21 protein-coding genes are annotated in these 16,068 nt (G+C 70.9%); 6 read left to right on the top strand and 15 right to left on the bottom strand.

Features of this window, described 5'->3' with window-relative positions; translation table 11 throughout:
* Window positions 1-32: 32 nt before the first annotated feature.
* The 5 genes from ACT3T5_RS16685 to ACT3T5_RS16665 form a co-directional block, all read right to left on the bottom strand.
* Window positions 33-1,181 (bottom strand): DNA alkylation repair protein, encoded by a 1,149-nt coding sequence (locus ACT3T5_RS16685; protein WP_444594964.1) that lies wholly within the window; start codon window positions 1,179-1,181, stop codon window positions 33-35.
* 4 nt (window positions 1,182-1,185) lie between these two features.
* Window positions 1,186-1,848 carry an LOG family protein gene (locus ACT3T5_RS16680; RefSeq protein ID WP_444594963.1) on the bottom strand — a complete coding sequence of 221 codons (663 nt, stop codon included), beginning with the start codon at window positions 1,846-1,848 and terminating at the stop codon, window positions 1,186-1,188.
* A gap of 58 nt (window positions 1,849-1,906) precedes the next feature.
* Window positions 1,907-2,869, bottom strand: coding sequence for a phosphotransferase (locus ACT3T5_RS16675; protein WP_444594962.1), 963 nt, complete (start codon window positions 2,867-2,869; stop codon window positions 1,907-1,909).
* A gap of 128 nt (window positions 2,870-2,997) precedes the next feature.
* Window positions 2,998-3,660 carry a carbonic anhydrase gene (locus tag ACT3T5_RS16670; RefSeq protein WP_193118793.1) on the bottom strand — a complete coding sequence of 221 codons (663 nt, stop codon included), beginning with the start codon at window positions 3,658-3,660 and terminating at the stop codon, window positions 2,998-3,000.
* Between the two features lie 55 nt (window positions 3,661-3,715).
* Entirely contained in the window at window positions 3,716-3,967 is a 252-nt protein-coding gene (locus ACT3T5_RS16665) for an NUDIX hydrolase (RefSeq protein ID WP_444577073.1), read from the bottom strand.
* A gap of 16 nt (window positions 3,968-3,983) precedes the next feature.
* Between ACT3T5_RS16665 and ACT3T5_RS16660 the strand changes: the two genes are divergently transcribed.
* The gene (locus tag ACT3T5_RS16660; RefSeq protein ID WP_444577074.1) at window positions 3,984-4,679 is read left to right on the top strand and encodes an NADPH-dependent F420 reductase; all 696 of its coding nucleotides are present in this window, start codon (window positions 3,984-3,986) and stop codon (window positions 4,677-4,679) included.
* A 54-nt stretch (window positions 4,680-4,733) separates the two neighbouring features.
* Here the strand turns inward: ACT3T5_RS16660 and ACT3T5_RS16655 are convergent, their stop codons facing one another.
* Both ACT3T5_RS16655 and ACT3T5_RS16650 read right to left on the bottom strand, forming a co-directional pair.
* Window positions 4,734-5,993 carry an MFS transporter gene (locus tag ACT3T5_RS16655; RefSeq protein WP_444594961.1) on the bottom strand — a complete coding sequence of 420 codons (1,260 nt, stop codon included), beginning with the start codon at window positions 5,991-5,993 and terminating at the stop codon, window positions 4,734-4,736.
* 281 nt (window positions 5,994-6,274) lie between these two features.
* Window positions 6,275-7,657 carry an amino acid permease gene (locus tag ACT3T5_RS16650; RefSeq protein WP_444594960.1) on the bottom strand — a complete coding sequence of 461 codons (1,383 nt, stop codon included), beginning with the start codon at window positions 7,655-7,657 and terminating at the stop codon, window positions 6,275-6,277.
* 337 nt (window positions 7,658-7,994) lie between these two features.
* On the opposite strand from ACT3T5_RS16650, the gene ACT3T5_RS16645 reads away from it, so the two are divergent.
* A complete protein-coding gene (locus ACT3T5_RS16645) occupies window positions 7,995-8,777 on the top strand; it encodes a GH25 family lysozyme (RefSeq protein ID WP_444594959.1) in 783 nt (260 codons plus the stop codon).
* A 7-nt stretch (window positions 8,778-8,784) separates the two neighbouring features.
* Here ACT3T5_RS16645 and ACT3T5_RS16640 read toward each other — a convergent pair whose 3' ends face one another.
* The 8 genes from ACT3T5_RS16640 to ACT3T5_RS16605 form a co-directional block, all read right to left on the bottom strand.
* Window positions 8,785-9,123, bottom strand: a complete 339-nt coding sequence (locus tag ACT3T5_RS16640) for a hypothetical protein (RefSeq protein ID WP_343925169.1) — start codon at window positions 9,121-9,123, stop codon at window positions 8,785-8,787.
* On the bottom strand, window positions 9,113-9,724 hold the full coding sequence (locus ACT3T5_RS16635; RefSeq protein WP_444594958.1) for a hypothetical protein: 612 nt from the start codon (window positions 9,722-9,724) through the stop codon (window positions 9,113-9,115). Before ACT3T5_RS16635 ends, ACT3T5_RS16640 begins: the two co-directional genes overlap by 11 nt.
* Window positions 9,725-9,729: 5 nt before the next feature.
* Entirely contained in the window at window positions 9,730-10,338 is a 609-nt protein-coding gene (locus ACT3T5_RS16630; protein ID WP_444594957.1) for an RNA polymerase sigma factor, read from the bottom strand.
* Window positions 10,335-10,997 (bottom strand): hypothetical protein, encoded by a 663-nt coding sequence (locus ACT3T5_RS16625; RefSeq protein ID WP_444594956.1) that lies wholly within the window; start codon window positions 10,995-10,997, stop codon window positions 10,335-10,337. The genes ACT3T5_RS16630 and ACT3T5_RS16625 overlap by 4 nt, the downstream gene beginning before the upstream one ends.
* Window positions 10,998-11,008: 11 nt before the next feature.
* Window positions 11,009-11,560, bottom strand: coding sequence for a DUF6286 domain-containing protein (locus ACT3T5_RS16620; RefSeq protein ID WP_444594955.1), 552 nt, complete (start codon window positions 11,558-11,560; stop codon window positions 11,009-11,011).
* Window positions 11,557-11,949, bottom strand: a complete 393-nt coding sequence (locus ACT3T5_RS16615) for an Asp23/Gls24 family envelope stress response protein (protein ID WP_444594954.1) — start codon at window positions 11,947-11,949, stop codon at window positions 11,557-11,559. Before ACT3T5_RS16615 ends, ACT3T5_RS16620 begins: the two co-directional genes overlap by 4 nt.
* 2 nt (window positions 11,950-11,951) lie before the next feature.
* A complete protein-coding gene (locus ACT3T5_RS16610; protein ID WP_443416041.1) occupies window positions 11,952-12,128 on the bottom strand; it encodes a hypothetical protein in 177 nt (58 codons plus the stop codon).
* Window positions 12,129-12,190: 62 nt separating this feature from the next.
* The gene (locus tag ACT3T5_RS16605; RefSeq protein ID WP_444594953.1) at window positions 12,191-12,721 is read right to left on the bottom strand and encodes an Asp23/Gls24 family envelope stress response protein; all 531 of its coding nucleotides are present in this window, start codon (window positions 12,719-12,721) and stop codon (window positions 12,191-12,193) included.
* A gap of 200 nt (window positions 12,722-12,921) precedes the next feature.
* On the opposite strand from ACT3T5_RS16605, the gene ACT3T5_RS16600 reads away from it, so the two are divergent.
* The 4 genes from ACT3T5_RS16600 to ACT3T5_RS16585 all read left to right on the top strand — a co-directional run.
* Window positions 12,922-13,899, top strand: a complete 978-nt coding sequence (locus tag ACT3T5_RS16600; protein WP_444594952.1) for a LysR family transcriptional regulator — start codon at window positions 12,922-12,924, stop codon at window positions 13,897-13,899.
* A 193-nt stretch (window positions 13,900-14,092) separates the two neighbouring features.
* Window positions 14,093-15,289 carry an LCP family protein gene (locus ACT3T5_RS16595; protein WP_444594951.1) on the top strand — a complete coding sequence of 399 codons (1,197 nt, stop codon included), beginning with the start codon at window positions 14,093-14,095 and terminating at the stop codon, window positions 15,287-15,289.
* 91 nt (window positions 15,290-15,380) lie between these two features.
* Entirely contained in the window at window positions 15,381-15,647 is a 267-nt protein-coding gene (locus ACT3T5_RS16590) for a hypothetical protein (RefSeq protein ID WP_444594950.1), read from the top strand.
* A 93-nt stretch (window positions 15,648-15,740) separates the two neighbouring features.
* Window positions 15,741-16,068 (top strand): maltose acetyltransferase domain-containing protein (locus ACT3T5_RS16585; protein ID WP_444594949.1); only part of this gene is annotated, 328 nt, incomplete at its 3' end.

Below are 16,068 nucleotides of genomic sequence, written 5' to 3'. Positions count from 1 at the left end.
ATCGCTCTGATTCCTTGGGTCAGCTCGATCGTTCAGTCGGCCGACGGGACGCCCAGGTGGAAGTCCTGACGGCCAGAGGCGACCCCGTTGATCTGGAGGGAGATCGCGTGCGGCCCGTCGTAGTAGCGGCGGGTGGTGATCGGGCGGAACGAGTGGGCCTTCCGCACCGCGAGCTCCTGCCCGGGGTCGAGGAAGGCCGTGGTGAGCTTGAACGTCTTCGTGCTCTGCGTGCCTCCCGCGGTGGCGTGGTGCACGACGTAGTCGATCATCAGGCGCACCGGCTCTGCGCCGGTGTTGCGCACGCTCGCCCGCAGCTCGATCGTCTCGCCCATCTCGACTCGCTCCTGATCCAGGTGCGGTCCGTCCACCTCGAGGGTGCCGGCGGGGTCCGGGTACCCGAGCAGTGCGAGGGCGGAGGGGTCGCCCCGCTTGAGGAGGGTGCGCAGCGCATGGCGGACGAGCTTCTGCGTCGTCCGTGTCGTCTGCGCCGTCTGCCCTGTCGGCGCATCTGGCCCGCCGGCCTCATCCGTCGCGCCGAGCCACCGGGCGGCCGTGGCCACGACGAGCGCCGGATCGTCGCGGCTGAGATCGTTGAGATGGTTCGCGACGGAGCGTCGCACGTACTCCGACGGGTCGCGGTGGAGGCGGTCGAGGATCGGGATGGTCCGGCCGGGATCCGCGGTCAGGCGCGGAACACGCACCGCCCACGGCAGATACGGACGGGTGCCCTCGGAGGCGAGGCGCCGCACGTGCTCATCCTCCGAGCCCGTCCACACCAGTGCCCGCTCCAGGACCTGCTCGAGGTCATTGCGCATCAGGATCCGCAGCGCGAACTCCGAGCTCAGCAGTCCGGTGAGTTCGGCGAGCAGGTCGAGGGCGTCGGAGGTCGCCTCCGGGCCGCCGTCGGCCGCCGCGGACTCGGCGACGGCGGTCGAGGCCGGCCAGATCATCCAGCCGCGGAACGTCGGCGCATCGCGGATCGCCCGCCGGACCACCGTGGCGAGGTCCGGGTAGGAGTCGCCGAGGTCCTGGAGCATCGCCGCGCGGAGCGCATCGACCCGTTCGCGAAGGCTCAGCGCCGACAGGGACTCGGCGGTCTCGCGGAGGCGGTCCGGCGGCGTGCCGGGGGCGGCCGTCTCGAGCGCGTCGGCGAGATCGAGGGCGGTACGTCGATCGATCATCTCGTCAGCGAACGGCACGGCGCTCCTCGGGTGCAGTGGCGGCGGTGGACCCGGCGTCGGGGCGCTCCCACTTCGCGGCAGGGGCGAACCAGCTGCTCAGCTCGCTGATCAGCTGCTCGGGCTCCGACGCGACGACCAGGGAGGCGCGGAGCTGCGTCGAGAGGAATCCTGCCGCGGTCATCTCGTCGAGGGCGGTCAGCAGCGGCTGCCAGTAGCCCGCGACGTCGTAGAGCGCGACCGGCTTGGCATGGATGCCCAGCTGCTGCCAGGTCCAGACCTCGAACAGCTCCTCGAGCCTGCCCGCGCCGCCGGGGAGAGCGACGAAGGCATCGCCGAGCTCGGCCATGCGCAGCTTGCGCGCGTGCATGTCCGGGACCACCTCGAGGTGCGTGAGGCCCTGGTGGGCGATCTCGCCGTCCACCAGCGACTGGGGCATCACTCCGAGCACCTCCCCGCCGGCCTCCAGCGCGGCGTCGGCGAGGGTCCCCATCAGGCCGACGCGGCCACCCCCGTACGCGATCCCGATACCGGCCTCGGCGAGCCCGCGCGCCAGTCGCGCGGTCTCCTCGGCGTAGACGGGCGAGTTCCCGTGCGCGGAGCCGCTGAAGAGCGTGACTCGTGACAGGTCACGCTCCGCGACGGGCTGTTCTCCGTGGGCGTCGGGCATGGGGTCCTCCGAGGGGCGGGGTGGTCGTGGTCGCCGACGAGCTTGCCATGTCCGTCGCCTACCCCGAGAGGCGAGCGCTGCCGATCGGGTCCTCCACCAGGCGGCGCAGCGTCGAGCGGCCCAGGGCGGCCATCGGGGGATTGGAGGTGTCGTAGTACCAGACCAGCCCGATGGCCTGCTCGAACGCCCAGGCGGCGCCGCGCTCCCACTCCAGATCGGAGCTGCCCAGATGCTTCCGCAGCAGGGCCCGACGGGGAGCGTCGAGCAGGTGCCACGCCGGGACGAGGTCGACGGACGGATCCGCCGGGCAGAACCCTCCGGTGTCGAGCACCCCGGTGAGCCACCCGTCGGCGCAGAGCATGTTCATGGGGGTGAGGTCGCGATGGCACATGACGTCGGGCCCGGACCTGCCCAGTGACCGCCAGCGTGACCAGCGCGCCGCCAGCTCGTCGAGGTCGGCAGCACAGATGTGCTCGGCGTGCCCAGGAGTTTCCGTCTGCTCCAGCAGCTCGTGGGTCCGCTCCAGGCACTGCTGCACCCAGTGGTCATGCGCGGCGAGGTCGCCTCCCCGGCCGAGCGCCGTGAAGCGGCGTCCCCGGGTCGGGGTGGCGTGCAGGGCGGCGAGGAGCTCGGCGAGATCCCCGGCGGCGGCGTCCGAGCTCGCGACGGAGTCGGGGTCCGCCACGTCGCCGGGAACCCACGTCTGCACGGACCAGGGCATCGGGTACTCCGGGTCGAGATCCCCGATCGCCACCGGCTCCGGGGCGGGCAGAGGGCTGGCGGCAGCGAACTCCGCCATCGCCCGATGCTCGACCTCGATCGCCGTGCGGGCGTCGCGGGGGTCGGTCAGCACGATCGGGAACCGCGCCGTCAGATCCGGTCCGATGCGGACGATGTGACTGGTCGTCGCCGTGCTCGCCACCCGGTGGACGTCAGAGGGGGCGACCCCGGGGAGCAGGGCGACGAGGAGCCGCACAGCGACGTCGTGCGGAAGATCGAGCTCATCCTCGTGCATGGTCATCCCGGGAGCGTACGGCGCACCGGACCATCGGGCACGGGAATTCGCGGCCGACGGGGCCCGGAGGGGGCGAGCGGCCGGAACGTGGGGACCCCGTGCGGGTCGGGACGACGGGGGAGTCGTCCCGCGGCTCAGCGGGTGATCGTGACCTGGCCGACCGAGGTGATCGGCGAGACCCGGCCGTCGGCGAGGCGGTACTGGCAGCCGACGATGCCGAGCGCACCCTCGGCGACCGCGTCGCTGATGACCTTGGACTGGCGCATGAGGGCGTTGATCGTCTCGTCCAGGTGGCGCCGGCCCACGGCGTCGGCATCGATCAGCTCGGGATCCACGTAGGGGCTGATCCGCTGGGAGGCGAACCATTCCTGCTGGACGGCGGGCTGGATCGCCTCGAGCTCCTTCTTGATCGCGGGAGTCGTGGGGCTCGGCGAGGCCGTGGTCTGGTCGATGGCTGCCTTCACCGCACCGCAGGAGCCGTGGGCGAGCACGACGATCACGGCGACGCCGAGCTCGGCGACGGCGAACTCCATGGTCGCCGTCGTGTTCTCGTTGGCGATCTGGCCGATGTTGCGCACCACGAACAGATCGCCGAGACCGCAGTCGAAGAGGATCTCTGCTGCGACCCGGGAGTCCGAGCAGCCCAGGAACGCGGCGTTCGGGGCCTGGCTGCCGGCTAGTTCGCTGCGACGGGCGGCGTTCTGCTGCGGGTGGAGCAGGCGACCCTCCATGAATCGTTCGTTCCCGTGTGCGAGCTCATCCCAGGCCTGCTGGACGGTGACGCGCGAGGTAGTCATGGAGAAAGTCCTCAAGATAGTGCGGGGGTGGCGCGGACGGCCGGGAGGGAGCGGGCTATCGGCCGCGCTCCACCCGCACAATAGACCTGACGACCTCCCGGGCGATCGCGAGGTCCAGCGGAGCATGCGGCTCCGGAACCGCCTCGAGGGGGAACCAGCGCACGTCGACCAGTTCGTCGGAGGGGCCAGCTGCGGGGCGTTCGACGAGGTCAGCGAGGTATACGGCCGCCTGTTCGTGCCGGGGAGGGTTCAGCAGAGAGAACGTGGCGCTGCCACCCCACCGCAGGGTGGCGGGAGTCACCAGCACGCCGGTTCACTCGTCAATGGCCTCGCCCCCACCCGGGAAGCAGAACGGGCTGCTCGGCGTTGCACCGTCCATGACAACACTGGGAATCATCGGCGCAGGACACATCGGCAGCCAGATCGCACGGGCCGCCCTCACGGCAGGGTATGACGTGGTGATCGCGAACTCGCGGGGCCCGGAGACCCTCGCCGACCTCGTGGAGGAGCTCGGCCCGAAGGCTCGCGCCGCGACGGCGGAGGAGGCCGGCTCGGCAGGGGACGTCGTCGTGGTGACGGTGCCGCTGAAGGCACTCCAGCAGATCCCCGTCGAGCCGCTCGCCGGCAAGATCGTGCTGGACACCAACAACTACTACTTCGAGCGTGACGGCCACATCGACGCGCTGGACGCGGGCGAGACGACCACCTCGCAGATGCTGCAGGAGCACCTCCCCACCTCCAAGGTGGTCAAGGCGTTCAACCACATCTTCTCCGCGGACATCACCACGGACACTGCTCCGGCGGGGACCACGAACCGGCGTGCTCTCGCCACCTCGAGCGACTTCCCCGAAGCGGTGGAGCTCGTGACGAGGCTCTACGACGAGATCGGCTTCGACACGGTCGACGTGAGCCCGCTGAGCGAGTCCTGGCGCGTGGAGCGCGACCGTCCCGCCTACGTGGTGCGGCAGACGGCCGACGAGCTGCGCGCGAACCTCGCCACGGCGAACCGCCTGCCCTGAGAATCGAGGTGGGTCGGGCAGTGCCCGAAGGCCCCGCCGCCGGTCAGTTGGTGCTCATGAGGGGCTCCCGTGACCGGCGTCGGGGCCCTCGGCGTCCGGGGCGGGCACCGGCGGCGTCGTCCAGGCCACTGCCACGGAAAGGACGCAGCCCAAGCATCCGGTGACGACCGTCGGGATCGTTCCGATCAGAGCCGCTGAGAGGGCACCGGTCAGGGCACCGAGAGCCTCGCCGCTGCGGGAACAGAACAAGAAGAGTCCCTGAATGCGACCGAGCCTCTCCTCGGGGGATCGCAGCTGTGTCTCGGTGCGCTTGCGAACTTCCCAGAGCGTCCAACCGAATGAATTGAGAAATCGTGCGCCGGCCAAGAAGTACACCTCCTGTCCATCCATGAACACTGCGAGAGGCATGAGGGCCAAGCCGAGCGCTCTCACGGTCGATCCGACGATCAGGTGCTGTCTGAGGGGCAGATGACTCAGGTGGACGGACACCACGCCGGAGAGGATTCCTCCGACGCTTCCTGCTGCGAATATCAACCCCACGAGCATCGCGGTCATGCCGAGTTCACGGACGAAGAAGACCATGATCACCGCGAACGCGATATTGAAGAAATAGAGGTATCCGACCTCCGAGAGGAGCATCGCCCGGACGGTCTTCTCTCCCCACAGGAAGGACGCGGTCCCGCGCAACGACCCTGTGCTTAGGCGTCGACGCTCCCCGCGCTGCCCGTCGGCCGGTGTCATGCATGCCGTAGCGACTCCGGCCAGGGCGTACCCGGCCGATTGCGTGAGGAGCGCGGCGGAGCTCGAGAGAGCGTCGACGACATAGCCCGCCAGGGATGGGCCCGCAGTGCGCGAGAGCCCGTCCGTCACGGCAAGCTTCCCGTTGCGCGGCCCCAGTTCGTCTCGTGCGGACATGGTGGGCAGCAATGCCTGGTAAGCCGTCTCAAACACCATGCTGAGGGCGCCCACCGCGAAGACCGCGCAATAGAGGTAGGCCATGCCGAGCGTGCCGGACATCGCAAGGACGGCAACCGAGGCCAGGAGCGCGGCTCTCAGGACATGGCTGAAGATGATGGACCGCCGGAAGGGGACATGATCGACCAACGGGCCGACGAACACCCCGAGAACGAGCCACGATGCCGAACTGAGGCTGGTCAGGAGACCGACCTGGGCTGGTGACGCATCCAGCGTCAGGACCGCGGTCAGAGGGATGGCGACGATCCCGAACTGGACGCCTGTCAACGATGACGTCTGGGCGAGCCAGAGGAGCCTGAAGTCGCGTGACGAGCTCGACCGGCCGGGTGCGATGGGCATGGGTGTCTCCCGATGCCCACCCTTTCCCTGTTGATGACGAGCGTATTCAGTTGTGTGCAGTCACGGCGCTTCCCTCGCTGCCTGGACCTCAGGTGGTTGCCGAGGCCGTTACGGAGAGGGTAGCTCGCGGAGCATCCCTCGGACCGTGGATCGGCGCTGCCGACCCTAGGGAGGATTCCGCCGTGCAGGTACGTGGACTCCAGCGGATCTCTGGCCGCCCCTCACAGGAGACGAGGGAATGCTGCCACTGCTCCTGCAGAAGCAGCGCGTCTCGCCGGGCGTCAGGCGCGGGCCGCGCGGCGACCGATCGTCACGGCGTACAGGAGCGACATGACGGCCAGGAACCCTGCGCCCACCAGCAGCGCCGTGTGATAGTCGGGCTGCCACACCATGATGCCGAAGGTGAACACGATGAAGACGATCGCGAAGACCTGGCCGACCGGCCACAGCGGCACCGGGAAGGCAAGCTCCGCGCGCTCCTGGCGGGACATGCCGCGCCGGGAGGCGACCTGCGCGAGCAGGATCATCAGCCACACGAAGATCGTGGCGAAGGTGGCCAGGGACGCGACGATCGTGAAGACCTCCGCGGGCAGCGCATAGTTCAGCACCACACCGACCACCAGCACGCCGAGCAGCGAGAGGGTCGTGACCACGGGGACACCGCGCACCGTCGTCGCCATCGCGCGTGGAGCGAGGCGTTCGCGGGCCATCCCCGCCACGACTCGGCCGGCGCCGAAGAGGTCCGCGTTGATCGCGGAGAGCGCCGCGGTGAGCACCACGACGTTGAGCAGGGCGGCGGCCCAGTTCACGCCGAGGGTGTCGAAGATCTGCACGAACGGCGACACCTCGCCGGTGATCGATCGCCACGGGTTGATCAGCAGGATCACACCGATCGCGAGCACGTAGAACAGCAGGATCCGCACGGGCACGGTGTTCACGGCCTTGGGGATCGCCGTGGCCGGGTCCTCCGCCTCGGTGCCCGCCACACCGATGATCTCGGTGCCGCCGAAGGCGAACAGCACCAGGATGAACGCGGAGATCATGCCGCCGGCGCCGTGCGGGAAGAAGCCGCCGTCGGCCGTGAGGTTCGCCAGCGGATCCCCGCCGCCGCCCTCGCCGAGGCCGAGCACGAGGATCGCGGCGCCGCCCACGATCATCCCGATCACCGCGGCGACCTTGATGATCGTGAAGACGAACTCGAGCTCCCCGAACCAGCGCACGCTGGCGAGGTTCGCGGCCCCCACGATCAGCAGCGTGAGGATCACCCAGATCCACTGCGCGGTGTCGGGGAACCAGAAGCGCATATAGATAGCGATCGCCGTGAGGTCCGCGAGGCACACGATGAGCATCTCGAAGGCGAACATCCAGCCGGTGATGTACCCGGCCCAGCCGCCCAGGAAGCGCCGGGTGTACTCGGCGAAGGAGCCCGAGATCGGCATGCGCACCGCCATCTCCCCGAGCGCCCGCAGCATGAAGTACACGACCGCGCCGCCGAGCAGGTACACCAGCAGCACCGACGGTCCGGCCGCCTGGATCGCCCCGGCGGAGCCGTAGAACAGGCCGGTGCCGATCGCCGAGCCGAGCGCGATGAAGTGGATGTGCCGCGCCTTCAGCCCGGGTGCCCGTCGCGTGGTGTCGGGGGTGGCGTTCGCGGTCGTGCTCATCGTGGGAAGTGCTCCGGGGCTGGGTCTGTGCGCGCGGCGAAAGAGGCTAGCGCAGTGGGGCGGCAGGGATCTGCCCGTCGACACGGTACGTCCGCCCGGGGGCGGAGATCACGGTCCGTCGGGTCCCTGGGGCACGGATCACGGACCCGGACGACGATCGGTAGGGATCCGGAATCCTCGGCATGACCCGCGCCGACGATGAACATCGGGCAAAGGGTGTGTCCGTCGTCACCCGGATTCGATAGCGTCGCCGGACCGCCCGGCGGGGATCGGGCGGCGAGCAGGGGCCGCCCGTCCCGACGAGAGGCCCGCCCCGACGAGGAGGGAAGGATCCGAGATGAACACCATGTCAACCCGACCCGCTCACCGCATCGACCGTCGCACCGTGCTGCGCTCCGCGCTGCTCGGCACGGCCGGAGCCGTCGCCCTCGGCAGCACGTCCGCCGCTCTGCTGCCCGCACGAGCCCGGGCGGAGGACGCCGGGATCCGCGGCCAGGACGTCTCCTCGCACCAGGGGAACGTCGACTGGGCGGCCCAGAAGGAGCTCGGCTCGAGGTTCGCCTACTGCAAGACCACCCAGGGGAACTGGTACCCCAACCCGTACTTCGCGCAGCAGTACGGCGGCTCCTACGACGCCGGTCTGGTGCGCGGCGCCTACCACTACGCCGAGCCCGGCAACAGCGGACCGGTCGACGAGTGCGACTACTTCCTGGACAACGGCGGCGGCTGGACCGACGACGGCCGCACCCTGCCCGGCATGCTCGATGTCGAGACCAACCCCACGGGCCTCGGTCGGGAGGACCTCCAGGCCTGGGTGACCGAGTGGGTCGATCACTACCGCACGGAGACCGGCCGCACCCCGGTGGTCTACACCGGCGCCTGGTTCTGGGACGACCAGGTGGGGCCGCAATGGGCCCCGAAGAACGTGCCGCTGCACGTGGCCGCGTACACGGAGAACCCGCCCGAGGGCGTCGAGATCCCCGGCACCTGGAACGCCTGGGAGATCTGGCAGTACTCCGAATCCGGTCCCTTCGCGGGGGATTCGAACCTCTTCTACGGCAGCGAGGAGCAGTTCGAGGCGTTCGTGTCCGACAAGGATTACGACCCCGTCAGCAACTGAGCCGGGCTCAGGGCGTCGAGAGGGACTGCACGCGCACCAGCACCTCGGGCCGCCCCGTCGCGGGATCGCCCACGGCGAGCTGGACGGCGCGCTGCACCTCCTCGACCACGCTGCGCACCGGGAGCGGGCCGCCCACGCTGATCTCGACGATCACGTCACCGGTCCCCGGGTCGATCACCAGCCCGTAGCGGGCGGCCGAGGGGGTGGAGCGGCGCAGGCGCGCATCGAGCGTGCGCAGCGTGGTCGCGATCCCGGGTTCGAGACCGACCACGCCGGGCACGGCCGTGACCACGTCGATCAGGGCGGCGGCCCCGGTGGCGGGGGTCCGGGCGGGCTCAGTGCTCATGGGGCGCTGGGGACTGACGGGGTGCATGGAGATCCTCGATGTGGATGTCGACGGTCAGGTCGGTCAGGCCGAGGTCCGTCTCGCAGGCGAGGCGCACCGCGGCGCGGACCTCGTCGGCCAGAGCGGGCAGGTCCGGGGTGCCGAGCCGCGCGGAGAGGCGGCAGGACGCCCGGGTGGGCAGTCCGCGCGAGCGTGCGGACGACCCGAAGGACGCAGTCGACCCGGACGACCCGGACGACCCCGATGAAGCGGAGGACTCAGCGTCCGCGTACTCGAACGTCGTGCGCAGTGCCCGGGCGTCCGGGACCGCGTCGATCGTGCGGCGCACCAGGGTGCGCAGGGTCAGCTCGGACACGGTGAACGGGCCGGCGGGTGTGGGCGGCATGTGCACGTGGGCGCCGTGGCGGGCGTCGGCTCGCACCGACTCCTTGATGGTCGACAGCGCTCCGGCGGAGAGCTGCACCGAGCTGTCGCCGGCGCTCTCCAGGTCATCCCATTCGGTGTGCACGGCGCGGATCAGGTCGAGGTACCGCGCGGTGGCGGCCTGCTCGGACTCTTGGGGCTCCTCGGGGTCAGGGGTGTCCTGGTCGGGGTAGGGCATGGGGTTCACCTCCATTCCTCCATCTCTCGGACGATCTGGGTGCGTGCGCGGGCGATCCGTCCGCGCACCGTGGCTTCCGTCGCGTCGACGACGCGGCAGATCTCCCGGTACGACATCCCGTCGATCTCCCGCAGCACCCAGCAGGTGCGCAGGGCGGGATCGATCGAGGCGAGGATTCCAGCGAGGGCGCGCATCTGGGCGTTGACCAGGGCGCTCGCAGCCGGGTCGGCTGCGGAGGATCTGTTGGGCGACACGCGGGAGGAGCCTGCAGCCTCGGCAGGGCCGCCGGAGCTCGCCTCGAGGTCGTCGTCGGCCGCGGTGCTGGTGGCCCGGCGGGCCAGGCGCCGGACCACGTCGGTCGCACGGCGGGTGCAGATCTGGGCGACCCAGCTGCGGAAGGCTGCCGGGTCCTCGAGCAGGTGAAGGCGTCGCCAGGCGAGGACCAGGGACTCCTGGACCACGTCCTCCGCGTCCTGGCGGTCGCCGACCACCATGAACGCGATCCGGAACAGGCGGCCCTGGTGCAGGTCCACGAGCTGCTCGAAGGCGGCGGACTCCCCGTCCTGCGCCCGCAGGACGAGGGCCCGCTCCTCCGCAGTGGTCTCCGGGGTCATGCGGGCGCCATGCCGGAACCTGCCGGCGCCTCCTGCCGGGCGGACGCTCCGCGGTCACGGGCGCTCACGACGGCCTTGGAGGGGGCGGCCGAGGAGCGCAGGTGGACCAGCAGATCCACCTGACGGGCCTCGACGCCCAGCACGGTGCGGACGTCCGCCGCGAGCAGCTCGCGGACGGACTGCGCCGCCCAGCCGGTCTCGGCGTCCTCGGAGATCGTGACCGAGGCCTGCACCCAGGGAGAGGTGGTCGAGCCGCTGACCTGCACGGAGGCGTCGAGCACGCCGGAGAGCCCCTCGACGTGCTCGGACAGGGCGCGCTCGAGCACGGCGGGCTCGAGGGTGCCGAGCGCCGCGGAGTCCTCGTCGGAGAACCGCAGGGGAGCGGTCGCCGGGCGGGAGGGGGCCTGGGCGACGAGCAGCCAGATGCCGATCACCACGGCGAGAAGGGTCAGCACCACGGCGGCCGGGAGGACCCAGGCCTGATGGGCCGCGATGAGCGAGGCCGGGGTCGAATCGGCGTGGGGGAGGACTGCCTCGGCGCCGGGCCAGCGGTCCGCCAGGCCGAACGATGCGGCGGCGAGCCACACGGCCGCGACGAGTGCGACGAGGGCGGCCAGCACGAGGACCAGGCGGTTGCGGGGTCCGGAGACGGTACGCATGATCTCTCCTCTCAGTTCATCCGCCGGATCCGCACGCGGGTGCGGAACGCGGTGGCGGGGCGGAGCTCGTCGACGGACTCCTCGACGGCGGTGCGGGCGGCCCGCAGCACGGACTCGGAATCGTCGACGACGGTGCGGACCAGCACGTCCAGGCGGCGTCCGGAGACGTCGGCACGGGCGCTGTGCACGCCGTCGACCCGCTCCACGCGGAGCGTCACCCGGCGGGCCAGGTCACGATGGGAGACGGCGGTCTGTCCGGGGATCTCGTCCTCCAGCACGCGGCTGCGCGAGGCATGGCCGGGCAGCAGGGCGGCCAGGAGCAGGATCAGCCCCAGCACGGCGAGCACACCGGCGGTGACGAGCACCGGGGTGGAATCCAGGCGCAGGTCCCCGATCGTCTGGAGGCGGGACTGCGCCCAGGTGGGCCAGGCGCCGTCGATCAGGAACGCACCGAGCAGCCAGACGGCGAGCACGCCGAGCGCCAGGACGACCAGGCCCAGCAGGCCGACGGGCACGCTGCGGGTGGGGCGCCGATCGAGTCGGCGCGGGGTGGTGGTGCTCATCGCAGGGCCCTCCTCGCCGGGGTCGCCGGGTTCAGCCAGGAGATCGTGACGTCGAGACGCCCCACCTCCAGGCCGGTCAGGTGCTCGACCCGCTCGCGCACGTGCTCACGCAGCGCACCGAGTGCAGGGGCGAGCGGCGAGGGGAAGTCGACGCCGACGTCGAGCGTGAGGACGGCAGTGCGGCCGTAGACGTCGCAGCGGGCCGACGGGCGGGAGGCGAAGTCGCGCCTCGCCCCGACGCCGAGCACGCCGCCTGCGTCGGACCCGATGTGCGGGACCTCCGAGGCCACCTGCTCCGCGATCCGGGCGACGACCTGCGCCGGGAAGGTGGTGGTGCCGCGGTCCTCCAGCTCGGTGGCCGGGGCCGTGGTGCCGTGGACGGCGGACATGGTCACCGCCTCCAGCGATCGGTCAGGCCCCGGATCTCGATGCGGCCCTCGATCGTCATGCCGACGGCACGGCCGATCGCGGCGAAGATCAGGACCAGGAAGAACTGGCCGAACGTGCCGAACGCCAGGGCGGCGCCCAGCAGCAGCCCCACCAGCAGGGCGAATTGCGATGTCTTCATGACGACTCCTCGAGCGGGGCGCAGGGCGGGCACGGGGTCGGGTCCGCCCTGCGCAGAGCGGATCACTTCAGGTCGGCGCTGCGCTGCTCGGCGGCCGGATCGGCGTCCTCACCGGGCAGGTGGACGTCGACGACGTTCACGTTGACCTCGATGACCTCGAGGCCGGTGGTGCTCTCGACCTGATCGATGACGTTTCGACGGATCGCGTTGCCGACCTCGACGATCGAGGCGCCGTACTCCACGACCACGGTCACGTCGACGGCCGTCTGGGTCTCGCCCTTCTCGACGGCGATGCCGCCGGTGACGTTGGTCTGGCCGTTGGGGATGCGGTCGGTGACGGCGGAGAACGCACGACGCACGGCGTTGCCCATGTCGTAGACGCCGGGGACCTCACGCGCGGCCATGCCGGAGATCTTGGCGACCACGGTCTCGTCGAGCGTGGTCACGCCGCGATCGGTCTGCAGGTGGCCGCGCGGCGTCTTCTCCTGCACGGCGACCTGCTGCTGCTCGCGCGCCGTGCGCTGCTCGGCCTCGCGCTGCGCCGCCTCGCGCTCCTGCTGCTGACCGGTCTGGGGGATGGAAGCGTTCGACATGGGTGTGCTCCTTCGATGCGGCCCGGTTCCACCGGTGCCTGCGGATGCTGACACCAGGAAGACGTCATGGGGCCGGAGATCCTCACGGATCAGTATGTGTGGTGTCCGTCACGCGGGTGCGGGTATCCGACCGACCGGCCGCCGGGTCCTGTTCCGTATCCTCGACCTGCAGTCCGACGACGACCAGGAGGCGGGTCACGATGGCGGCAGCAGGACAGGATCTTCCCCGGGGCGACGCGGCGGGATCCCGCGGCGGCCGGGGCGCCGCGCCCAGTCTCACCCAGGTCGAGGCGCTCATCGCGGTGGTCGACCACGGCTCCTTCACGGCCGCGGCGGAGTTCCTGCGGATCTCCCAGCCCTCGCTGTCCCGCCGGATCCACGCGCTTGAGGACGCCCTGGACATCCGCCTGTTCACTCCCGTCGGTCGACGGATGGAGCTCACCGGGAGCGGCCGGGACGTGGCGGCCGCCGGGCGGCGCGCGCTGGCGGAGATGGGCTCGATCGTGGCCATGACCGCGTCCGCGAGGGCACTGAGCACCGGCTCGCTGCGCGTGACCGGACTGCCCTCGCTCGTGGCCAGCGTCCTGACCGATCTCGTCGGCCGGTTCCACCAGGAGCATCCGGGGGTGCGGGTGGAGGTGTTCACGGTCGAGGACGCGGAGGAGCTGTTCGAGGCGGTCCGCGTGGGCAGGGCGCATGCCGCCGCGGGGGTCATAGACCGCGTCCCCGCGGACCTCGCGGTGAGTCCGCTGCCCGCCCAGGAGTTCGCGGCCGTCTTGCCGTCGGCCGCAGCTGCCGTCACCGGCGAGGCGGCGTCCGCCGGCGAGCCGCTGTCCGCCGCTGACCTGGCCGAGCGCACGCTCGTCACCCTGCCACGCGGCACCTCCATCCGGCAGCTCCCCGACACCGTCTACCGGTCGCTCGGCGTCGAGCCCGCCCGGATCATCACCACCACGCAGCGCGACAGCCTCGTGCCGCTGAGCATCGCGTCCGACGGGGTCACCATCGTCCCCGACGTGCTCGCGCGCACGGCACCCGCGTTCGGCGGCCGCCTGGTCCCGCTGCGCTCACCCGTGCGGCGCGCCATCGGGATCATCCACCGTCCCGGAGGGCGCAGGAACCCGGCGCTGGGCGGGCTCCTGGAGCTCATGGAGGCCGAAGAGCCCCAGGCGCGGTAGGTCGCTGCGAACACCCGCTGACCTGGCTGGACGGTGCGCACATAGCGCGGGTGCATGGATCATCTCCCGCGAGCTATTGGAGGGAGCACGCCTGCTCATGGTGACCTGGTCAGCGGACCAGGACCAGACAGCTGTGGAGGAGGGCGCAACCGTGGGCGTTGCCTCGAGGAGAGATCGACCGATGAGGAGACCGATGGGGCGTCCGCAGCCCCAGCACCGACGGCTCGGGAGCCGGACCATCGCGCTGCGACCGGCACGGATCGCGACGGTGCTCACCCTCGTGGGCCTGCTCGTGCTGGGCGTCGGCGCGGCCGCCACGATGAGGCAGCTGAGCGGGAACATCACCACCTCCCCGCTCCGTGCCGGGTCGAGCGTGGAGCGCGGTGCGGCGCACGGGGATCTCAACATCCTGCTGCTGGGGTCCGACAGCCGCGACCTCGCCGAGGAGTCCTTCGGGGAGGCCGACGGCTCCCGACGCAGCGACGCGATGGTGCTCGCCCATCTCTCGGCCGACGACGACCGCATCGACGCCGTGCAGCTGCCGCGGGACACCCTCCTGGACCTGCCGGCCTGCGAGGACACCGGCGACGGGAGCTTCCCCGGCGGGCGCGGGATGCTCAACGCCGCTCTGAACTACGGTCCGGCCTGCTCCGTCGCCGCGGTGGAGGAGCTCACGGGCGTGCCGGTCGACCACTTCGTCGAGCTGGACTTCGAGGGCTTCATGGCGATCATCGACGCCCTCGGCGGGCTGCCCGTGTGCCTGCCCGATGCCTTGGAGGACCCTGCGGCGGATCTCGATCTGCCCGCCGGTCAGCAGACCCTCGGCGGCAAGGATGCGCTGGCCCTCGCCCGCACCCGGCACGCCGTGGGCGACGGCAGTGACATCGCCCGCCTCGGTCACCAGCAGATGGTGATGTCCGCGGTGGTGCAGGAGGTGACGAGCCGGCAGGTGATCGCGAGGCCCGACCGGCTCTACTCCTTCCTGGACGCGACCACCTCGGCGCTCACCGTCGATCCGGGTTTGAGCGGGATCGGCGACATGGCGGCGCTCGGGAGCCGGGTGTCCCGCGTCCCCACGGAGGACATCTCCTTCCTGACCATGCCGTGGGAAGCGGCGCCCGGTGATCCCAATCGGGTGGTGCCCTCCGCGGAGGCCGATGCCGTGTTCGAGCACCTCAGGCGCGACGTACCTCTCCTGTCGTCGGGCGGGGACGACGGGAGCGCTGCGGATGACGGCGGCGATACCGAAGGTGTGGACGGGCCCGGATCGACGGCTCCCGCAACGACTGCATCCCCCACCGGCTCCCCGGCCGGCCCGCAGGAGCCCTCCGACGTGACGCCGATCGAGATCGCGGCGAGGTCCGCCGACACCGACCTCTGCGCGAGCTGAGTCGGGCATTCCACGGCCGTTTTCCCTCGCCCCCTCCTCGGGCGAAGACGGTGATCGTGTGGTTGGAGGTCCGCATGGCTAGCCTGACCAGGTGGAGACGACAGGCGAAGCTGCTGCGCGTGAGCCGTACTCGGGGACGAGGCTCGCGCTGGTCATCTTCGCGGTGTCCGTGGCGCTGTGCGTCACCGCACCCCTCGTGAACAGTGGCGTCTACCTTTTCGTGCCGGTGCTGGGGATCGTGTCGCTCATCGTCTCCGTCCGGGGGAGATCGTGGTGGACCATCCCGCTGGGGCTCCTCGAGCTGATCTCACCGGCGATCCTGTACTTCATCGTGGACTACATCCTCTGGCACTCCTGAGGGCGGACTCGCAGGAGCCTGCTTCGATGAGGCCCCGGAGACCATCCGTGGTGGCTTGTCAGGGTGGCCTGCGCTTCCTGCGATGATCGAGTGATGGACACGCACTCTGAACGGCTCGCGCGCGGCGAGTGGTATCTCGATGGCCCCGAGCTGCAGGCCCGACGCCGCGACTGCTGGCGACTGCTGGACACGTTCAACGGCGCGAGGGCCGATGAGGACGAGGTGCGGCGTGATGCGCTGACCGCGATGCTGGGTGTCGTGGGGGAGGGGGCGACGGTGGTCCCGCGCTTCCAGTGCACCTACGGCACGAACATCCAGCTCGGAGAGCGCGCCTTCGTCAATGCGAATGCCTTCCTCATGGACGATGCGGCGATCACTCTCGGGGCGGACGTCCGGCTCGGCCCCGGGGCGCAGCTGATGA

The sequence above is a fragment of the Brachybacterium sp. AOP3-A1-3 genome, assembly GCF_052378285.1.
Classification (GTDB): domain Bacteria; phylum Actinomycetota; class Actinomycetes; order Actinomycetales; family Dermabacteraceae; genus Brachybacterium.
The sequence above is the reverse complement of the archived record's forward strand: the minus strand, read 5'-3'. Positions and strand labels throughout refer to the sequence as shown.

Bases quoted from the DNA above. Each gene is read 5' to 3' on its own strand.
- ACT3T5_RS16685 (WP_444594964.1), bottom strand. From the start codon at position 1,181: ATGATCGATCGACGTACCGCCCTCGATCTCGCCGACGCGCTCGAGACG.
- ACT3T5_RS16605 (WP_444594953.1), bottom strand. From the start codon at position 12,721: ATGTCGAACGCTTCCATCCCCCAGACCGGTCAGCAGCAGGAGCGCGAG.
- ACT3T5_RS16635 (WP_444594958.1), bottom strand. From the start codon at position 9,724: ATGCCCTACCCCGACCAGGACACCCCTGACCCCGAGGAGCCCCAAGAG.
- ACT3T5_RS16610 (WP_443416041.1), bottom strand. From the start codon at position 12,128: ATGAAGACATCGCAATTCGCCCTGCTGGTGGGGCTGCTGCTGGGCGCC.
- ACT3T5_RS16600 (WP_444594952.1), top strand. From the start codon at position 12,922: ATGGCGGCAGCAGGACAGGATCTTCCCCGGGGCGACGCGGCGGGATCC.
- ACT3T5_RS16620 (WP_444594955.1), bottom strand. From the start codon at position 11,560: ATGAGCACCACCACCCCGCGCCGACTCGATCGGCGCCCCACCCGCAGC.
- ACT3T5_RS16595 (WP_444594951.1), top strand. From the start codon at position 14,093: ATGGGGCGTCCGCAGCCCCAGCACCGACGGCTCGGGAGCCGGACCATC.
- ACT3T5_RS16615 (WP_444594954.1), bottom strand. From the start codon at position 11,949: ATGTCCGCCGTCCACGGCACCACGGCCCCGGCCACCGAGCTGGAGGAC.
- ACT3T5_RS16655 (WP_444594961.1), bottom strand. From the start codon at position 5,993: ATGCCCATCGCACCCGGCCGGTCGAGCTCGTCACGCGACTTCAGGCTC.
- ACT3T5_RS16675 (WP_444594962.1), bottom strand. From the start codon at position 2,869: ATGACCATGCACGAGGATGAGCTCGATCTTCCGCACGACGTCGCTGTG.
- ACT3T5_RS16680 (WP_444594963.1), bottom strand. From the start codon at position 1,848: ATGCCCGACGCCCACGGAGAACAGCCCGTCGCGGAGCGTGACCTGTCA.
- ACT3T5_RS16630 (WP_444594957.1), bottom strand. From the start codon at position 10,338: ATGACCCCGGAGACCACTGCGGAGGAGCGGGCCCTCGTCCTGCGGGCG.
- ACT3T5_RS16645 (WP_444594959.1), top strand. From the start codon at position 7,995: ATGAACACCATGTCAACCCGACCCGCTCACCGCATCGACCGTCGCACC.
- ACT3T5_RS16670 (WP_193118793.1), bottom strand. From the start codon at position 3,660: ATGACTACCTCGCGCGTCACCGTCCAGCAGGCCTGGGATGAGCTCGCA.
- ACT3T5_RS16625 (WP_444594956.1), bottom strand. From the start codon at position 10,997: ATGCGTACCGTCTCCGGACCCCGCAACCGCCTGGTCCTCGTGCTGGCC.
- ACT3T5_RS16640 (WP_343925169.1), bottom strand. From the start codon at position 9,123: ATGAGCACTGAGCCCGCCCGGACCCCCGCCACCGGGGCCGCCGCCCTG.
- ACT3T5_RS16660 (WP_444577074.1), top strand. From the start codon at position 3,984: ATGGCCTCGCCCCCACCCGGGAAGCAGAACGGGCTGCTCGGCGTTGCA.
- ACT3T5_RS16650 (WP_444594960.1), bottom strand. From the start codon at position 7,657: ATGAGCACGACCGCGAACGCCACCCCCGACACCACGCGACGGGCACCC.